This is a genomic window from Actibacterium pelagium, from assembly GCF_002285415.1.
GTDB classification, from domain to species: domain Bacteria; phylum Pseudomonadota; class Alphaproteobacteria; order Rhodobacterales; family Rhodobacteraceae; genus Actibacterium_B; species Actibacterium_B pelagium.
The window spans coordinates 180990-199383 of record NZ_NSBU01000006.1 but is presented as its reverse complement, the minus strand read 5'-3'; the positions used below and the strand labels follow the sequence as shown (position 1 = coordinate 199383).

Below are 18394 nucleotides of genomic sequence, written 5' to 3'. Positions count from 1 at the left end.
AATGGATTCAGCGCTTCTTCGCCTTCTGATGATGCGACTGCGTGGCGGTCTGCGCATGCGGCTGATGCAGTTGAAAAGCTTGCGCGGCTTGCTGTTCTTTCTTGCCTTTGGCGGGATCGTTTGGCTGCTGGTCGTCGCAAACAGTTCGGCACTTAACCCGGAATTTTTGAATAACGGAGCTTTGGATCGGCAGGCGTTAAGTCCGCAAATCAGAACGTTCATGCCGCTTGCCATGCTTGGGATGTCGCTGCTCACTGTCGTGCTGACGACTGGCCCGACGTTTCACTTTTCGCCGACCGAGATCAATTTTCTTTTTACCGGGCCGTTCCGTCGGCGTGACCTGATCCTTTACAAATTTAGCGCCTACGTTGCCGGCGTTACTTTAAGCAGCGCGCTTATTACTCCCTTTGCGCAGGCGCAAACAGGGTCGGCCCTTTCGGCGTTCGTCGCCTCGCTTTTGACGCTGACTTTTGTTCAGTTGAACAGCGCCGTGATCGGGATGGCGGGGCAGGCGCTGGAAGGCAGCAGGTTCGCACGGTATCGATGGCCCGCAATTGCGCTGCTTTTCACCGCCGCAGTCGCCACCGCACTTTATGCTTGGGTGACGCCCGACCGCAGCGTCTTTGACCTGCTGACCGAGTTTCGACACTCGTGGATCGGCACCATCATCCTGATACCGTACATCGTGTTCGCCGAGCTTTTCGTGGCGCCCTCGTTGTTTCCGCATCTGGCCCTTTGGGCCTGTATCGCGGTCCTTATCAACGCTGTACTGCTGTACGTGGCGATCAAGCTTGATGCGCTCACGACCGACCGAGCCCTGAAGGAAAACGCCCGACAAAGCGACCGGTGGGAGCGGATAAAGCAAGGGGGATCATTCTGGGCCACGCAACGAACCGAGGTACGCTCAATCCGTCGTGCGCCGCTTTTGGGCGGCCTGGGGCCCATTGCCTTTCGACAGACACTCAACGCGGCACGCAATTCCTTTAAGGTCATTGCTGTGTTCATTGGGATGGCCGCCTGCCTCGGGCCTCTTGCGTCGGCTTTCGGTGTTCCGGTCACGGATTCGCGGGCTTTGACGATGATCTACATTTTCTACGGCTTTATCCTGCCGCGGACGCTTGTGTGCGATTTTCGTGGTGACCTGAGCCGGATGGAAATCTACAAAACCCTGCCCATTGCGCCATGGCGCATCTGCGCGGGGCAGCTCGTGGCGCAGGTGCTTTTGGCCTATGTGATTGCCTTGACCATGATCGCCAGCATTCTCGTCTTTGAGGATGGTGTAGACACATCTGTTGCGTTGATGTTTGCGGCATTTGCGCTTCCGCTGACCGTGCTCATCTATGTGGTCGAAAACACGATACATCTGCTGTTTCCGACGAAACTCGTTCCGATGGGGCGGGCCGACTTTGAATTTCTTGGTCGGTCACTTGTCGAGTTCATTGCGAAGACAATCGTTGTTTTGACTGCGGCTGCGGTATCGGCGGGCGTGGGTTTGGCCACTTTCACAATGATAAGAACCTCGTTGGTTCTGCCCGGGTTGGCCAGCTGGGTAACATTGACCTTGATCGGGGTTCTGACGTTGGTCGTGATGCAATTCGCGTTCCGTCGGTTTGCGGTAGCCGAAACCGTCGACTAAAGCGACGAAGGAAGAGCCCCGGCTAGGGCATCCTGAATACTGGAAGTCTTAGCCGACGGAATAGGGGGCTTGGGCTCGAGGTCAGTAATCAGGGACAAGCGTCCACTATGTTGCACGTTACTCGACCGTGCGCCGTAGGTATCGCCAAGGCTGCTCAATTCCGGCCGCTGCATCGAGCGCATCCAAACGTTTTAGGCTTTCGGGTGACCAGGTCGCATCCACGTCATAGAAAACTTTTGCTGATTTATCTTTGGGTGGCAGAATGACCCAGTCTTGTTTTGTTGACGTGAAGATATGCACGTCAGGCGGCATCAGGTTCGGGTCATCCAGTGACCCGACGCGTAAAAACCGAATACGGTCTTTTAGCCCGCCCATGTAGTAATTGCTCCAGACCGCGACCCGGCAAATCGGGCAACGCGCAATGGTTTGCCCCTTGCCACTGGGAGACGGAACGGTAACCTCTTCCACCGCCCCGGAGATGAGTTTCACGCGATCTGCTTCAATCAGGGCATTTACGGCAAACGCGCTTCCACTTTGGCGCTGACACCAACTGCAATGGCAGCAATGAACGATCATCGGTTCGGAAATTACCTGATACCGCACGTGACCACAGGTGCAGCCGCCTTCACATGTCTCGAATTGTGCCACTGGCTCGCTCCCACAATTGTCAATTAAGGCAACTATAGCATCGGCAGTCTGTGGCGGCATGTCCAAGGGTTTGTCGGTTAGGGTCCATCGCCCGTTTTTGTTCCCCTTTCCGAAACTTTCGAAGCAGCCCTAGGTGCCGGAGGTTTCTGATAGCTATTTCTTTGAGTATTACAGACATTGAGATGTCCGAGTCATCATTCGTATGCACCACAGGGTTGGGCAAGAAGGTTCAAAGCATATCTGCGGTGCCACCGCGGTCCGGTGAACCTACCCTCAGCCGCTGCCGCCTTATGTTCGAATTCCTCGGCGACCCTCTCGCGGATCGAAAAGGGTCGGCTATCGCCCACATTCGACGTCACTTCAAAAGTATGCATCAGGTTTCGACAGAAATGGACGGTGTGAACGCAATCGTGCGACTTTCGGGTTTCTCATTTGTCCTGTTTGCGCCGGTGATGAACTCGACTGCGGTCTTCCCTATCTCTCTTCGCGGTGTCCGAGAGGTTATGATCTTGACCGGAAGGCTGTCGATGAGGTCGAGCCCGTTGAACCCTGCGAGGGCAACTCTTTCCGGAACGCTTATGCCGCAGGCAATACAATGAAATGCTCCACCAGCGGCGAGGTCGTCGTTGGAATAGTAAATACCGTCCAAGTCAGGCTCTTCTGCAAGAGCCAGCGCTGTGAGGTCCCGCCCGGTTTTCGCCGCAGATGGGTTCTCGCTTGTCTTCTCGACTACGAGACTAAGGCCGTTTTTCGCTAGGGATCTCTTGAACCCTTCCAGTCTCTTTTGCGCTCTGGTGTCTTTGTTCAAGTCGCAGCCAATGTAGCCAATGCGACTGCGGCCCATCGCGATCAAGGTCTCTGCCATCGCTTCTCCGGCCGAGTAGTGGGACAGGCCAACACATGCATCGACCGGCGTCCCGTCCACATCCATGATCTGAACCACGGGGATGTCTGCGTTTTTCAGCAGCCGTGTTGAGTCATCTGACTGATCAAGCCCGGTGACAATCAGACCGGCCGGATTCCAAGACAGCATACTCCTGATGATGTTGTACTCTTTTTCGAGATCGTAGTCGGTTACGCCGAAGACTGGCTGCAGGCCACTGCCCTCAATTCCTTCTGCAATCCCAGAGAGGACCTCGGCGAAGACGATGTTTGCCAAGCTGGGAACCAACACGCCAATCAGGTCGGATCGTTTCCCCGAGAGAGATGAGGCCAAGTGATTTCCGACATAGCCAATGTCCTTCGCCGTCTGCCGGACTTTCTCGATACTTCTCGCGGACACGTCACCTGCCCCGCGTAGAGCGCGGGATGCGGTCATCTTGCTGACGCCCGCAGCAGCGGCAACATCTGCCAGTGTTACACGGTTCTTCTCATCCAATGGACGCCCGCTCCTTTTACTGCTTCCATCAGTGTTCGCCCTACCAACTCCGAGCGTTTGGGGCAATTGACGGTCCATGTTGACCGCTGGTGGTTGACACCTGATATCGATACCGGTATCGGTACCGGTTATAAGGTCAACTGTCAAGAATTACACCGAATGAGGTCTGCGAAATGACTGACACCTTCAAAACAGCGGTTATTGGTCTAGGGTCCATGGGATACGGGATCGCTCAGTCCTGCCTGCGGGCGGGTTTTGACGTTCACGGCTTTGATGTCGTGACTTCTCAGATGGAGCGGTTTCAGGCTGAGGGCGGTGCAGGTGGAGACCTTGCCGCTATCGCCGGGTCTTTGGATGCCGCTGTCATTGTGGTCTTGAATGCGGCTCAAACCGAAGAGGTTTTGTTCGGTGACAACGGTATCGTGCCAGCCATGCGCGAGGGGGCTGTTGTTGTCGCTTGTGCCACTGTCCCTCCGGAATTCGCCCGGGAGATGGAAGCCAGATGCAACGCAAAGGGAATTCATTATCTTGATGCGCCAATATCCGGCGGTTCGGCCAAGGCCGCCAGAGGTCAACTATCTATAATGGCCTCGGGGTCGTCGGCCGCCTTCTCTGCCGCACGCCCCGTACTGGAAGCTGCCGCAGAGACGGTGTTCGAGCTTGGTGAAACCGCCGGGCAAGGATCCGCGATGAAAGCCGTCAACCAGTTGCTGGCAGGCGTTCACATCGCCACGATGGCCGAAGCCCTGACCTTTGGCATGACGCAAGGCGTTACGCCCGAGAAATTTGTCGAGGTCATCAGCAAATGCGCAGGCACAAGTTGGATGTTGGAAAATCGCGCTCCGCATATCGTGGCCGGAGACTACACACCACATAGTTCGGTCAATATCTGGCCCAAGGACCTTGGGATCGTTCTGGACATCGCCAAATCTGCCCAGTTCAGCGCGCCGATTACAGCCGCCGCCTTGCAGCAGTTCGTGGCTGCGGCAGGCATGGGGCATGGTTGGGAAGACGATGCAGCAGTGGCAAAGGTTTACGCACGAAATGCGGGATTGACACTTCCCGGCGAGGAGTAAGCAATTATGGAGGCACGAATTGCGCTTTTATGCCCGTAACGCGCAATTGAACGCGATGATTGCAAGAGGCAAACCTGACGCCTTAATCTATCTTATCGATCCGATGACTGTGATGCCCCATGCACGATGTGAACGTGAAATCCCAGCTGCTCTTGGCGACCCTCAATGACAAGCCTTTGGCTGTGAACAGTTTGTCAGCTGCCCCCGTTCTGACGGCAATGATTGTGAAGGAATGAACCGATGAAAACCGTTCTGGGCTGCATTGCCGACGACTTTACGGGTGCAACCGATCTGGCAGGATTGCTGGCGCGCAGCGGCGTACAGGTTTCGCTTCGGATCGGAGTGCCATCCGATCCACCTTCCGACCCGTCGGCCTTTGAAGTCATTGCCCTCAAATCCCGCACCGCGCCTGTCGCCGAAGCCGTGGCAGAAACTCGGGCGGCCCTCAAATGGTTGAAAGCCGCCGGCGCGCAGAGGTTTTTCTGGAAATACTGTTCGACATTTGACTCGACCCCGGAAGGCAATATCGGCCCGGTCGCCGAAGCTTTGATGGCGGATCTCGGCACCGATCAGACGATCTATTGCCCCGCATTTCCAGAGAATGGCCGGTCAATCTTCATGGGAAACCTGTTTGTAGGACAACAGCTTTTGGCGGAAAGCCCGATGAAGGATCACCCGCTTACCCCCATGCGAGACAGCAACCTGATGCGCTTACTGGCGCCACAGGTGACGCGATCGGTTGGACTGGCAGACCGCCTGACAGTCGCGCAGGGTGCTGAAGCTTTGCGCAACAAGCTAGCGCAACTGAAAGCCGAAGGCATTGCTCATGTGGTTGTGGATGCGGTGGCAAACTCTGATCTGGAAGTGATCGCCGAGGCGTGCCGTGACATGCCGTTGATGACCGGTGGCAGTGCGGTGGCGATGCCATTGCCCGCTCTGTATCTGGCCGATGGGACGCTTTCTGCGGATGCTCCCAAGGCAAAAGCCCCCCGCTTAAGCCCAGAGACGATCGTGCTGTCAGGTAGCTGCTCAGCGATGACCAACAGGCAGGTGGCTGACTACATGCGTCGAGGCGCGCCTGCGTTCCAACTGGACCCATTGGCTCTTGCTGAAAATGGCGCACAAGAGGCGCTAGATTGGTTGGCGGAGCAGGATCTGACCGCCGCCCCCCTTATTTATGCGACCGCAACCCCCGAAAAAGTCAAAGCCGCACAGGCCAAGCTGGGTATCGCCGCTGCTGGTGAGATCGTCGAGGCCACATTGTCGGCCTGCGCAGTAGCTGCCCGCGATGCAGGAGCGCGGCGTGTCATCGTCGCCGGCGGTGAAACCTCGGGTGCGGTGACCAAGGCGCTTGGCGTGTCACAACTTGATGTCGGAGCTGAAATCGCACCGGGTGTGCCGTGGACCTATTGCCAGTCCGATGGACACCAGATTGCTCTGACCCTGAAATCCGGTAATTTCGGGGCTGAGACCTTTTTTACCGACGCCCAAAAGATTTTGGAGGCCGCATGAGCGAGGAATCCAAACTGCGCGAGCAAATCTGCCTGCTAGCGAAGTCCATGTTCGACAGGGGGCTGACAGGCGGCAGCACTGGCAATATCTCGGCACGCACGCCAGATGGTGGATTGCTGGTCTCGCCAACGGGCACCAGCTTTGGCCGGCTTGATCCCGGACGCCTGAGCCGGTTCGACGCGCATGGCACTTTGATTGGCGGGGACAAACCAACGAAAGAAATGCCACTGCACGCTGCTTTTTACGACACGCGGTCAACAGCAGGTGCGGTAGTCCACTTGCATTCTTGTCATTCTGTGGCGCTGTCGATGATGCCTGATGTGGATGCAGACAACTTCCTGCCGCCCCTGACCCCCTATGCGATCATGAAGCTTGGCAAGGTAAAGCTGTTGCCCTTTTTCCTGCCAGGCGATCCGGCAATGGGCGAAGCGGTGCGCGGTCTCGCGGGCAAACGGTCTGCGGTAATGCTGGCCAATCACGGGCCAGTGGTGGCCGGCAAGGATGTCGAAGCGGCCTGCAATGCCATCGAGGAACTTGAAGACACCGCCCGTCTGGCGATGATGACACGGGGTATGAGCCCACGCGCTTTGACCGAAACCCAGATCCAGGCCTTGGTGACGAAATTCGACGTGGAGTGGGACGTATGAAGTTCTCGGCCAACCTTGGTTTTCTATGGAACGACCGTCCTTTGCCCGACGCAATTCGCGCGGCAAAGGATGCAGGATTCGATGCCGTTGAATGCCATTGGCCCTATGACGTTCCCGCCTTAGAGGTGAAGGCCGCACTGCAGGAAACAGGGCTGACCATGTTGGGTTTAAACACCCGTCGAGGCGACGTTCGAGCCGGTGAAAACGGCCTATCTGCCATTCCAGGCCGTGAGATTGAAGCGCGCGCTGCGATCGACGAAGCCATCGACTACGCCGTCAAGATCGGTGCGCGCAACATTCATGTCATGGCAGGGTTTAATCAAAGCATCGCCGGTGGCCGCACTTTCGTTGAGAACTTGGAATACGCTTGCAAGCAGGGTGCCAAGCAAGAGTTGACGATGTTGATCGAACCACTGAACGAACATGACGCGCCGGGTTATTTTTTGCGAACGACACATCAGGCGGCGGAAGTCATCGATCGCGTTGGTGCATCGAACCTCAAACTAATGTTCGACTGCTACCACGTTGGGCGAACCGAAGGTGACGTAATCTCTCGACTGCGGGATTTGCTGCCTCTAATCGGACACATCCAGTTCGCCTCCGTGCCTGATCGCGCCCCCCCTGACCACGGCGATATCGACTATCGGACGGTTTTTTCAGAGATTGAAGCCTTGGGCTGGCACACCCCTTTAGGTGCAGAATACAAACCTAAAGGTGAAACAGATGCTTCATTGGCGTGGATGTCGACGCTTGGCTGATCTCATACGGATGCGCCCGCGTACTTGAGCCGTTTCCACTTGAACTCGGACGATTGGCGCAATTGGATGAACGCGCCGATATGACTGGGAACAAACCTTCACTGCGCGACACTAGATTGGTAGAAAAGGGCCGGATACAGACCTCAGATTTCGGGAAAGATCCGCGTTTTGTCCCTCTTTAGCCTCCAACACCAAACTCGGCGAGACTCAACTAAGCTCAACGAAACTGCACCTTTCGCGCTGAGCGTTGCGTGTTTCTCAGGGTATCGAATTATGTTCGCCTCCCCACAATCTCGTCCGATCTGGTGAACTGGTCGCACAAACTTATTTCGCCCATGGCATGCAAGAGGTGAGGGATTGGACGCCCTTACGCTCTACCAAATCTTCCCAATAAATTTCGGCATGTTTGGCGCGTTTCGCTGAGACCGGATTCCGTTCGGCTGACTTGTCACTCTTTTGTATCTTGTCTGCGGTCACTGCTTGATGGCTCACTTGCCTGCATCAAGCGCATCTCAAACAAGCAAAAGGCCTTAGCGTCGACTGGAATCACCCCGCGATCGCCACAACAGCCAAACAATCACCAAGCCTGATCAGCCCGGGGAAGTGTCGCGCAGCTAAGATTCCGGACTCCTTGGATACTACTTCTGCAGGCTTCTGCCCTGATCGATCCGAGGGCCAGATTCTTGCGATGGTGTCGCCCTTTGCCACTTCGTCCTCGAGGTCGAACAGCATCTCAAGCATTCCGTCGCATGGAGAGAAGTGAAAGCAATCGCCACCGGTGGTATCGATCCGCGTGGAACCATTACTTGCGGGCTCTCCCTGTAAAATGCCCGCATGCCTAAGGATGTTTTCCGCCCCCCTTCGCGCAATGCCCGCTGAGCGTGCTGTGGCAGAGCCGCCGCCGCCAAGCTCGGTTGAGATGAATACTTTCCCGGCATCCTCGGCCGCCGTGTCGTACATTCCGGTCGGGTCGATTTCTTTCAAGGTCATCGAATAAGGCGCGCCGAACGCCTCCATCGCGGCGATGCATGCCGCCTCTTGGGCTTTGTCTTCAAGCAGATGCGCTGCGGCAAAGGGAATAAAGTCCAGGGACTTCCCCCCCGAGTGATAGTCCAGAACAATATCGGCCAAGGGGATCAGCTGGTTCAGAAAGTAATCTGCGATCTTCTCGGTCACCGTACCATCCGGTTTTCCGGGAAAGATGCGATTCATATTCAGCCCATCTACCGGCGAGATGCGTCGACCTGCACGAAAGGCCGGGTAGTTCATGTAGGGTACAATGATCACCCTGCCCTGAACGTCTTCCGCGCTTAGGTCGTGGGTAAGGGATTGAAGCGCAATTGGCCCTTCGTATTCGTCCCCGTGGTTTGCCCCGGTTAGCAGCGCGGTTGGCCCATCTCCGTTTCGAAACACTGAAATCGGGATCTGTATAAGCCCCCATGCGCTGTCCTCTTGGCTATGCGGAAGAGACAGAAAACCATGAAACTCCCCGTCCTGATCGAACGGAACAGTGCTTGAGATCGGATTGATTGCGGTCATGGCTTTATCATCAGTTTGCGTGGGACATTGGCTAGCAATTCAGGTTCGCCGTCTCGAATGACAATGCTCTCGGTAATCTCGAAGCCCCACTCGTCCATCCAAAGGCCCGTCATGAAATGGAACGTCATGTTAGGTTCCAGCACCGTCTTGTCACCTGCCCGCAAACTCATCGTCCGTTCGCCCCAGTCCGGGGGATAAGACAGCCCGATGGGATAGCCCGTTCTGTTGTCCTTTTTGATGCCGTAGCGGGCTAGGACCGCAAAGAAGGCTTTGGCGATATCCTCACAAGGGTTTCCCGCCCGAGCTTTCTCAAGACCTGCCTCCATACCCTCTTGGATCGCCTTCTCGGCTTCAAGAAATTCCTTATGCGGCCGGCCAAGAAAAACCGTTCGCGATAGCGGACAATGATACCTGCGGTAGACACCTGCGATTTCGAAAAATGTCCCCTCTCCCGACTTCATGGGCTTATCGTCCCACGTCAGGTGCGGCGCGGCGGCGTCAGCTCCTGACGGAAGAAGCGGGACAATCGCGGGATAGTCACCGCCAGCACCGATTTGATCATCATAACGCAGACCGGCGTCATAAATTTCAGCCACAAGTGAAGATTTTCGGAGACCTGGCTCGGCAACCTCTAAGATGCGCTTGTGCATCTTCTCTACGAAGCGTCCCGCGACGCGCATATAGTCCAGCTCGGTCTCGGATTTAACGGCGCGCTGCCAGTTCACAAGGGCCGTAGCATCGGAAAAGCTTGCGTCTGGCAGTCCGCTGGTCAAGGCGGCATAGGCCTTGGCAGAGAACCAATAGTTGTCCATCTCGACGCCAATACGTTTTGCGCCTTGACCGCGATCGATCAAGCGCGCGGCCAGATAGTCCATCGGATGGCGTTCTGTGGATTGAACGTAGTGGTCGGGGTACCCAATAATATCGCCCTCGGGCAGCCATGTGGTGCGCCGCGCGCCCGCAGCATCTTGACCACGACCGAACCAGACAGGGTCGAAATCCGTGCCAACCACGACGGCCTGATGCACATAGAAAGACCAGCCGTCATAGCCAGTTAACCATGCCATATTGGATGGATCAGAGACTATCAGCACATCCAGTCCGGCCGCTTCCATTGCAGCGCGGGTCTTGGACAGGCGAGTTGCGAACTCATTTTGCGTGAAGTGAAGAATGGGTGCGTTCATGATCTTATGCTTCAACTTGTAAAGGTGGTTCCTGCGCCAACGGTCTCTGCCCGCTGGCGCGCGAAGGTGGCAATCGCGGTGTCTTGCACCCCCGTGCCTGTGAGGTCGGCGATAATGATATCGCCGTCTGATCCGCGACCCGCGACTTTACCGGTAACGATGTCGCCCAGTTCGGGAAACGCGCGTTCAGGGGAAACGACACCGGCCACCAACGCGCTGCGCAGTTCCCCTTTGACCGCGCATTGCGATTGGCTGTCAGGCACATACAGGTCGGCCTCGGTCAAACAGGCAGGTTCCAATTCGACTTTGTGTTCCTGATCAGAGCCCATAGCGATGATCAGCTGTCCGGGGCGCAGCCAGTCAGCCATGACAAGTGGCGTGTTAGAGGGTGTCGTTGTCACAACGATATCCGCCGAAGAGACCGCAATCGCGGCATCTTCTTGTGCGCTGACGTCGATACCCATTTCTTCCCGAAGTTCAGAGGCAAGGGCCTCCGCTTTCACTTTGTCTCGTGCCCAGATCACAGCAGCCGAAATTGGCCGGACTAGAGCAATCGCCTTCAACTGCAACTTAGCTTGAACGCCAGCTCCGATGACACAGACCGTGCTTGCATCCTCTTTTGCAAGGCGACGCGCGGCCACTGCGCCGGCAGCGGCAGTGCGCACATCCGTGAGATAGCCATTATCCAATAGAAGCGCTTCAAGCATGCCGGTCTTGGATGCAAACAAGACCATCAACCCCGAAGTGCTTGGAAGTCCCAATTTGGGATTGTCGAAAAACCCCGGGCTCATCTTCATTGCAAAACTGTCGATACCGGGGACATAGGCGGATTTCACGCAAACCTCGCCGTTATGGTCGGGAACCATCAAGGTCATGATCGGGGGCATCACGACGCTGCCATCGGCCAGCACCGCAAACCCCTGCTCAACGCACTCAATCGCATCGATATCCAGCGGAACCAGCGCGCGAAGCTCGGCCTCGGTTAAAATCTTAACTTCGGGCATCAATACTCTCCCGGCTCACATCAACATCTTCACCAGAAATGATGCGGTGATGCAGGGCCATATCGATATTCTGCCCCGAAACGACCACCACGCACTTGCCCGGGTTCTTTATCTTCCCAGACAAAAGCGCCGCGATTCCGACGCTGCCAGCGCCTTCGATGATTTGGTTCTCTTGCCAGTAGGCATGGCGAATGGCCGCGGCGATCTCTGCCTCGCTGACCAAGACAATATCGTCGACAAAGGCGCGCGTCATCGCAAACGTATGCCGGTTCTCCAGTCCCACGCCACCGCCAAGACTGTCGGCAAGGGTTGGAAGCTCTGGCACCGTAATTGTCTTGCCCGCTTGCTGGCTTTGGAACATAGCCGCGCCACGCTCCATCGAAATTCCGATCACACGGATGGCTGGATTGGCGGCTTTCATGACCATCCCAACGCCCGAGATCAAACCACCCCCCGAAAGGGGAACCAGAACCGTGTCCACATCTGGCGACTGTTCCAAAATTTCCAGCGCCAGCGTGCTTTGTCCTGCAATGACCTGCGGGTGGTCGAAGGGCGGCAGCATGACCATGCCTTTAGCCACCAACTGATCGACTTCGACCTGTGCATCGTCTTGAGAACGCCCGACGATACGGACCTCGGCACCCAGCGCCTTGATCCCGTCCACTTTGTTTTGGGGCACCAATTCGGACATGCAGATGATACACCGGACGCCCGCTTGTTTCGCGGCATAAGCCAAGCTGCGGCCATGATTGCCCGTGGACACGCCCACCACCCCGTGCGCGCGCTGCGCCTCTGTCAGGCTTAACAGCGCGTTGCTTGCCCCGCGCAATTTGAAACTTCCGGTTAGCTGGGTGTGCTCCATCTTCAGCTGGATGGTGCCGCCGGTCATGTGGCTAAGGCTAGGTGACAACACAATCGGGGTCGTTCGAACACGACCTGAGATGCGCATTCGCGCAGCATAACTGTCTTGGAGAGTGACTTCAGATTTCATTCTTTCACCCAAACCCGTCACCTCTTGAATAGCGCGCCATCTTGCGACAGGTCAAAGGTCATCGCCAGATGCCTCGAACACCCTCGCAACCATCGGACAGCCCGAAACGCACGGTGTGAAACAGTCTAGGTTTGGACGCGAAGGCGCAACACAAAGCACAAGGCCTTCACGGATATCAAAAATGTCTGCTACGACTGTGCGTGACAAAGGCAAGGAAAAGCAATGCTGACGAATGACCAACTGGCCGAATGGGATCGTGACAATTTCTTCCATCCCTCAACACATCTGGCCAACCACGCACGGGGCGACACGCCATCACGTATCATCACAGGCGGAGAGGGTGTTTACATCGAAGACCGCGATGGCAAGCGACTGCTTGACGCCTTTGCCGGGCTCTACTGTGTCAATGTTGGCTATGGACGTCAGGAAATTGCCGAAGCCATTGCGGAACAGGCCAAGGAACTGGCCTACTACCATGCCTATGTGGGCCACGGCACAGAAGCCTCGATCACGCTTGCGAAAATGATTCTGGATCGCGCCCCGGATCATATGTCCAAGGTGTATTTCGGGATGAGTGGCTCGGACGCGAATGAGACAAACATCAAACTGGTCTGGTATTACAACAATATCCTTGGCCGCCCCCAAAAGAAGAAAATCATCAGCCGCTGGCGCGGGTACCACGGATCGGGATTGATGACCGGGTCCCTCACCGGGCTAGAGCTCTTCCACAAGAAGTTCGACCTGCCGCTGTCTCAGGTCATCCACACCGAAGCGCCCTATTACCTTCACCGCCCCGACGCGGATATGAGCGAGCGCGCCTTTTCAAACTGGTGTGCCGAGCGGCTGGAAGAACTTATCCTGACAGAGGGCCCTGACACGATCGCCGCCTTCATCGGCGAACCCGTCCTTGGCACTGGTGGGATCGTCCCGCCACCCGAGGGCTATTGGGCCGCCATCCAGGCGGTTTTGCAGAAGTATGATATCCTGCTGATCGCTGATGAAGTGGTCACCGGCTTCGGCCGGCTTGGAAGCATGTTCGGCTCGACGCACTATCGATTGAAGCCGGATATCATCACCATCGCCAAGGGCCTGACCTCTGCCTATGCGCCTCTTTCCGGTTCGATCGTGTCCGAAAAGATGTGGTCTGTCTTGGAACAGGGGACAGACGAAAACGGTCCGATCGGCCACGGATGGACCTATTCCGCCCATCCAATTGGTGCAGCCGCCGGAATTGCCAATCTACAACTGATCGACAAACTGGATCTGGTGACCAACGCTGGAACCAACGGCGCCTATCTGAATGCCGAAATGCACAAGGCCTTGGGTGACCATCCGAACGTCGCTGAAATTCGTGGCGAGGGTATGCTGTGTGCCGTTGAATTCGCGCGTGATCCGGCAAATCGGTCATTCTTTGAGGCCAGCAGAGGCATCGGCGCTAAGATCGCGACGGCGCTTCTGGCCGAAGGCGTCATCGCAAGAGCCATGCCCCAAGGGGACATACTTGGGTTCGCTCCGCCACTGTGTCTTACACGTGAAGAAGCCGACAGCATCGTCGAAGCAACACGCCGTGCGGTTGGTTCCACCGACTTTGGCTAGGCGCAATTATTGCATTGCGACCATAGAACCATCTATCGATCTGCCGAGACGATCGGGGACAGGTTGCAACTCAGCAAGTATCCCCGATGCCAGCATTCGAAGCGTAGGCCTCTGCGATCAACTTGAGTGATCGCAGAGAGCAAAGCCGATTTGACCAATTGGAAAGGCACTTTCCGGTTCCGACCATCAGGGCCGACGGAAGGACCTGTAACTTTCACCCCACCCAATGAATGTAGGGGAACCCATCGTGAGATTTTCGCCCTAGAAGGCATTTAAGACAGTTACGCGGCCCCAATAGCACCAGCTTTTTCAAGCTCTGCAATCTGTGCCTCACTATACCCAAGCCACTGTCCCAGCACCGCATGCGTATCTTCACCAAGCAAAGCCGGGGCACGTGCTTTCCCGGGTCCTTCACCGTCAAACAGGATCGGACCACGCACCAGTTTGATTTCACCTGCTTCCGGGTGGGACACCGTTTCGATCAGCCCCCGCTCTGCCACGTGGTCTTGTTCCAATGCGCCCCCGATACTAAGGATCGGGGCGTTGGGGACATCGAACTCGGTCAGTCGGTCAAGCCAAGTGTCGACCGTTTGCTGTTTCATGATCCCACAAATGATTTCTTCCAGCTCATCCCGATTTTCCAATCGCTTCTCGTATTGTCCAAAACGCTCGTCAGTGATCAGGTCCTCACGCCCAAGGCAGCGTGCGAAATTGTGCCAAAAGCGCTCGGTCAGGCACGCGACAATGACATGCCCGTCCGCTGCGGGATAAGACCCATAGGGCAAGATGGATGGATGGCGTGTTCCGACAGGTTGTGGGCTTTCGCCAGTCACAAAATAAATCTGAGAGAGATACCCTTGCATCGCTATCAGGCTGTCCAGCATAGCGATTTCCACATGGCGGCCCTGCCCGGTTGAACCACGCTCGACCAGCGCGGCCAACAAGCCGAAAAGGGAAAAGATGCTGCCCGCCATATCACCAAGGGGAATGCCGAGCTTATTCGGGGCTTGATCAGGCTCTCGGTTGACGCTCATCACACCCGACAACGCCTGCGCAACGATATCGAAGGCGGGCTTGTCACCATGTGGGCTCTTACGTCCGAAACCAGTGATCGAGCAATATACCAGTCCCGGGTTTTCAGCCTTCAGAACATCATAGCCAAGGCCTAGCCGATCCATAACACCGGGGCGGAAGTTCTCTAGAACCACGTCGCATTGACGTGCCAAATCCCGGGCAATCTTGACGCCATCAGGGTTCTTCAAATCTAGGGCAATGCTCTGTTTGCTGCGATTTAAGGCAATAAAGTAATGGCTGAGCGGCCCCTTAAAAGGAGGGAAATTGCGGGTATCGTCACCACCATCAATGGGCTCAACCTTGATGACTTCGGCACCCAGATCGGCCAGCACCATACTGCAATAAGGGCCGGACAGGATCCGTGAGAAATCGAGAACTTTAATCCCCGCCAGCGGTCCGGTGCGTGTCTGTTCTGTCTGGGGATTCATGCCTTGTCCTTCTGAGCAACGATTTTCATGACGGCAGTGGCTGAGGCGACCAACCTGTCGCCACAGTGCAGATCAGCATCAACAAAAAGCAAGCTGCGCGTCGCATGACGCAGGACGGCGCTGGCCTCAAGGAAGTCACCGGCTTTCGCCGCATTGGTGAAACGCGTGTCCATCTGCAGCGTTACGGTTGGTTGCCGGCTTGCCAAGTTCCAAGCTTCGACAGCAAGAGCCTGATCCAGCAAGCTTGTCATAACCCCACCATGGACCGTGCCAATGGCGTTGCAGTGCGACTTGTCTGTCTGCAACCCGTAAAGAGTGGTTCCATCCAGCGCCTTCGCTTTGAGCACCGGACCGATATTGGCCATATACGGGCCGGCCTTAAGTGCTTTCCAGCCGTTTTGCTCTTCGGGTTGCAGCAACGTCTAACTCCCTGTTTCGATTTGCATGGTTTCGATCTTGTCGCGCAGCTTCAGTAGCGACTGGGCGAGTTCTGTGACCTGACGGTCGTCCATCCGTTCGGAAATGCCGATCGCCACAAGAGAGCGAACCATTTGTTGGGCAGCGTTGAAGACCGGCACGGCCACCACGGTAACCCCCGAGATATAGCTACCCCGGTCGACCGCGTAGCCACGCGCGCGTGTTTCCTCGACCTCGGTCACCCAGTCTTCAAAACTCGGCGGGTGGTCCCAGCTAAGCTTGTCAAAGCTGGCATGCAGCTCTTCCACGTCCAAGACATTGAAGGCGGCAAACAGGCGACCCGTCGCGCTGATGAGAATGGGAAAACGGCTTCCCAGATCGACCTGCAACCGGAATGGAAGCGAGGACTGGGACAGCGCGATCACCACCATTTGCGATGGCTCGGCCAGCTGGGTGGCAATCGTTGTGACGGCGAATTTCTCGGACAACTCGGAAAGAAGCGGCTGCACCAGAACCGAAAACGTATTCTTCTGAAGCGCTGATCGCGCCAGAGGCAGGATACCGATTCCTATCGAATATCGCTTGGTGTTCGAATCAAATTCCACAAGCCCCTCATCCTGCAGCACGCGCAAAATGTGCAAACAAGTGCTTGGAACCAGATCCAACTGACGAGCGATGGGATTAACCCCCACCGGTTCGTCAGAACGAGCCAGAAACCTCAATATTGCAACGGCCCGCGTGACGGCGGGCACTTGCCTTTTGGTCGTTGTTTCGGTCGATTTCGCAGCCATTTTTCCCTCATTTAACGCTTAATTTCATTGTCTAGATACAACAATTATAGCGTATTGACAATAACATATCCTGATCCCTACCGTTGTCAACGAACACGGGCTGGTCGCATTGGCGAGCTTGTTGAATGACGAAATGAAGGGGAATGGCGATGCAGCGCCTGACGGAATTCACGTCCTATGCGGACGCTCAGACGCAGTTTTCGAAAGATGCCTTGTGGGCGCTATTCGATGGCGACCGTGAACAGTTCAACATCGCGCATGAGTGTGTGGACCGCCACGCTGGCAGCGATGAAACCGCTCTGCGCATTGCGCACGCATCGGGTGAAAACGAAATCATTTCCTTTGCTGAATTGTCGAGCCGTTCGTCGCAAGTTGCGCATTTCCTGATTTCAAAAGGGATCGGCAAGGGCGACCGGGTTGCGGTGATGATCGAACCCTCTCTGCCATTCTACTGCGTAATGTTCGGCGCAATGAAAGCCGGGGCGGTCGCGGTACCGATGTTCACTCTATTCGGCCCGGACGGCATTCGTCTTCGCGTCGAAGACTGCCAACCCAAAATCCTCTTCACCAACGAAGAGAAGGCACCCGAAGCCGAAGCTGGCGGCGCGAAAAACGTGGTCGTCGCCGATCTGGCGTTTCTCGACAGTCTGGACGGCTTACCCGGTACCTTCGAATGCAACACAGCGGCCAATGATCTGGCCGTCCTGCAATACACTTCCGGCACGACGCGACAGCTTCCGGCAGCGGTAAAACACAATCACCGCTCCATCGTCACGCTGATGGTGGCCGCGCTTTATGCCACCGGGATTCGACAGGGGGATCGGTTCTTCTGCCCTTCATCGCCTGCCTGGGGTCACGGCTTCTGGCACGGCACCTTGGCACCGCTGGCGCTTGGCGTGTCGACTGGCACGTTCTCAGGCAAATTTGACCCGGTGCGCCTACTCGAGGCATTGCAGGACTTCGAAATTTCCAACCTGACGGCGGCCGCGACGCATTACCGGATGATGCGCAATTCGGGCCGGGCGGAAGACTTTACATATCATTTCGACAAGCTGTCTTTCACCGGCGAGCCAATCGACAGCGAAACGGCCAACTTTGTCGAGCGCGTGTTCGGCACGAAGGTGCGCTCGATGTATGGCACCACCGAGATTGGCGTGATCATCGCCAACTACCCGGGTGCCAATGATCTGGAAGTGCGCGACGGCGCCATGGGCAAGGCCGTTCCGGGTGTTGAAGTGCAGGTTCAAAGAGCCGACGGATCGCCCGCGGATCCGGGCGAGACCGGCGAATTGATGGTCAAGAAAGCGGGCGAGTGGTTCCCGACCAAGGACCTCGGTCGCGTCGATGAAGACGGGTTTTTCTATCACGGCGGTCGTGCCGATGACGTGATCATCTCGGCGGGCTGGACCATCGGCGCTGTCGAAGTCGAGGACGCCGTCCTAAGCCATCCAGATGTGTCCGAATGCGGCGTGATCGGTGCCCCGGACGAACTGCGAGGCCAGATCGTCAAAGCCTACATCATCCTTAAGCAGGACGAGAAGGACGGGCTCAAAGAAAGCATTCAAGAGCATGTCCGATCCAAGCTGGCACGTCACGAATACCCCAGACAGATCGAGTTTGTCACCGAGTTGCCAAAGACACCGGCAGGCAAGGTGAACCGCAAAATCCTGAGAGATCAGCAAGCCAAACGCCTGGAAGCTGCGAGCTGACGCTCG

Annotated in this window: 16 protein-coding genes; 7 read left to right on the top strand and 9 right to left on the bottom strand. The window is 56.3% G+C overall.

Features of this window, described 5'->3' with window-relative positions:
• Nucleotide 1 precedes the first annotated feature (1 nt).
• Complete coding sequence (locus CLM58_RS07820) at nt 2-1636, top strand: hypothetical protein (protein WP_095595381.1); 1635 nt, start codon at nt 2-4, stop codon at nt 1634-1636.
• Nucleotides 1637-1753: 117 nt separating this feature from the next.
• On the opposite strand, the gene CLM58_RS07815 is transcribed toward CLM58_RS07820, so the two are convergent.
• Both CLM58_RS07815 and CLM58_RS07810 read right to left on the bottom strand, forming a co-directional pair.
• A complete protein-coding gene (locus tag CLM58_RS07815; RefSeq protein ID WP_229666225.1) occupies nt 1754-2284 on the bottom strand; it encodes a GFA family protein in 531 nt (176 codons plus the stop codon).
• Nucleotides 2285-2657: 373 nt separating this feature from the next.
• Nucleotides 2658-3662: a LacI family DNA-binding transcriptional regulator gene (locus tag CLM58_RS07810; RefSeq protein ID WP_229666226.1), complete on the bottom strand. Its 1005-nt coding sequence runs from the start codon at nt 3660-3662 to the stop codon at nt 2658-2660.
• A 173-nt stretch (nt 3663-3835) separates the two neighbouring features.
• On the opposite strand from CLM58_RS07810, the gene ltnD reads away from it, so the two are divergent.
• From ltnD to CLM58_RS07790, 4 genes are all read left to right on the top strand, one after another.
• Complete coding sequence (gene ltnD, locus CLM58_RS07805; protein WP_095595378.1) at nt 3836-4738, top strand: L-threonate dehydrogenase; 903 nt, start codon at nt 3836-3838, stop codon at nt 4736-4738.
• A 240-nt stretch (nt 4739-4978) separates the two neighbouring features.
• On the top strand, nt 4979-6250 hold the full coding sequence (gene otnK / locus CLM58_RS07800; RefSeq protein ID WP_095595377.1) for a 3-oxo-tetronate kinase: 1272 nt from the start codon (nt 4979-4981) through the stop codon (nt 6248-6250).
• Nucleotides 6247-6897: a 3-oxo-tetronate 4-phosphate decarboxylase gene (gene otnC / locus CLM58_RS07795; protein WP_095595376.1), complete on the top strand. Its 651-nt coding sequence runs from the start codon at nt 6247-6249 to the stop codon at nt 6895-6897. Before otnK ends, otnC begins: the two co-directional genes overlap by 4 nt.
• Nucleotides 6894-7655 (top strand): hydroxypyruvate isomerase family protein, encoded by a 762-nt coding sequence (locus CLM58_RS07790; RefSeq protein ID WP_095595375.1) that lies wholly within the window; start codon nt 6894-6896, stop codon nt 7653-7655. Before otnC ends, CLM58_RS07790 begins: the two co-directional genes overlap by 4 nt.
• A 546-nt stretch (nt 7656-8201) precedes the next feature.
• On the opposite strand, the gene doeB is transcribed toward CLM58_RS07790, so the two are convergent.
• The 4 genes from doeB to eutB are packed head-to-tail and all read right to left on the bottom strand — an operon-like array spanning nt 8202 to nt 12373.
• Nucleotides 8202-9194, bottom strand: a complete 993-nt coding sequence (doeB, locus tag CLM58_RS07785; RefSeq protein WP_095595374.1) for a N(2)-acetyl-L-2,4-diaminobutanoate deacetylase DoeB — start codon at nt 9192-9194, stop codon at nt 8202-8204.
• Nucleotides 9191-10378 (bottom strand): ectoine hydrolase DoeA, encoded by a 1188-nt coding sequence (gene doeA / locus CLM58_RS07780; RefSeq protein ID WP_095595373.1) that lies wholly within the window; start codon nt 10376-10378, stop codon nt 9191-9193. The genes doeB and doeA overlap by 4 nt, the downstream gene beginning before the upstream one ends.
• 11 nt (nt 10379-10389) lie before the next feature.
• Nucleotides 10390-11382, bottom strand: coding sequence for an ectoine utilization protein EutC (gene eutC / locus CLM58_RS07775; RefSeq protein WP_095595372.1), 993 nt, complete (start codon nt 11380-11382; stop codon nt 10390-10392).
• The gene (gene eutB, locus CLM58_RS07770; protein ID WP_095595371.1) at nt 11369-12373 is read right to left on the bottom strand and encodes a hydroxyectoine utilization dehydratase EutB; all 1005 of its coding nucleotides are present in this window, start codon (nt 12371-12373) and stop codon (nt 11369-11371) included. Before eutB ends, eutC begins: the two co-directional genes overlap by 14 nt.
• A 222-nt stretch (nt 12374-12595) precedes the next feature.
• On the opposite strand from eutB, the gene CLM58_RS07765 reads away from it, so the two are divergent.
• On the top strand, nt 12596-13969 hold the full coding sequence (locus CLM58_RS07765; RefSeq protein WP_095595370.1) for an aspartate aminotransferase family protein: 1374 nt from the start codon (nt 12596-12598) through the stop codon (nt 13967-13969).
• A gap of 281 nt (nt 13970-14250) precedes the next feature.
• Here the strand turns inward: CLM58_RS07765 and CLM58_RS07760 are convergent, their stop codons facing one another.
• The 3 genes from CLM58_RS07760 to CLM58_RS07750 are packed head-to-tail and all read right to left on the bottom strand — an operon-like array spanning nt 14251 to nt 16679.
• The gene (locus CLM58_RS07760) at nt 14251-15471 is read right to left on the bottom strand and encodes a CaiB/BaiF CoA transferase family protein (protein ID WP_095595369.1); all 1221 of its coding nucleotides are present in this window, start codon (nt 15469-15471) and stop codon (nt 14251-14253) included.
• Complete coding sequence (locus CLM58_RS07755; protein ID WP_229666227.1) at nt 15468-15890, bottom strand: PaaI family thioesterase; 423 nt, start codon at nt 15888-15890, stop codon at nt 15468-15470. The genes CLM58_RS07760 and CLM58_RS07755 overlap by 4 nt, the downstream gene beginning before the upstream one ends.
• A 3-nt stretch (nt 15891-15893) precedes the next feature.
• Nucleotides 15894-16679, bottom strand: a complete 786-nt coding sequence (locus CLM58_RS07750; RefSeq protein ID WP_095595368.1) for an IclR family transcriptional regulator — start codon at nt 16677-16679, stop codon at nt 15894-15896.
• Nucleotides 16680-16828: 149 nt separating this feature from the next.
• Here CLM58_RS07750 and CLM58_RS07745 point away from each other — a divergent pair, with 149 nt between their 5' ends.
• On the top strand, nt 16829-18388 hold the full coding sequence (locus CLM58_RS07745; RefSeq protein WP_095595598.1) for an acyl-CoA synthetase: 1560 nt from the start codon (nt 16829-16831) through the stop codon (nt 18386-18388).
• Nucleotides 18389-18394: the final 6 nt, after the last annotated feature.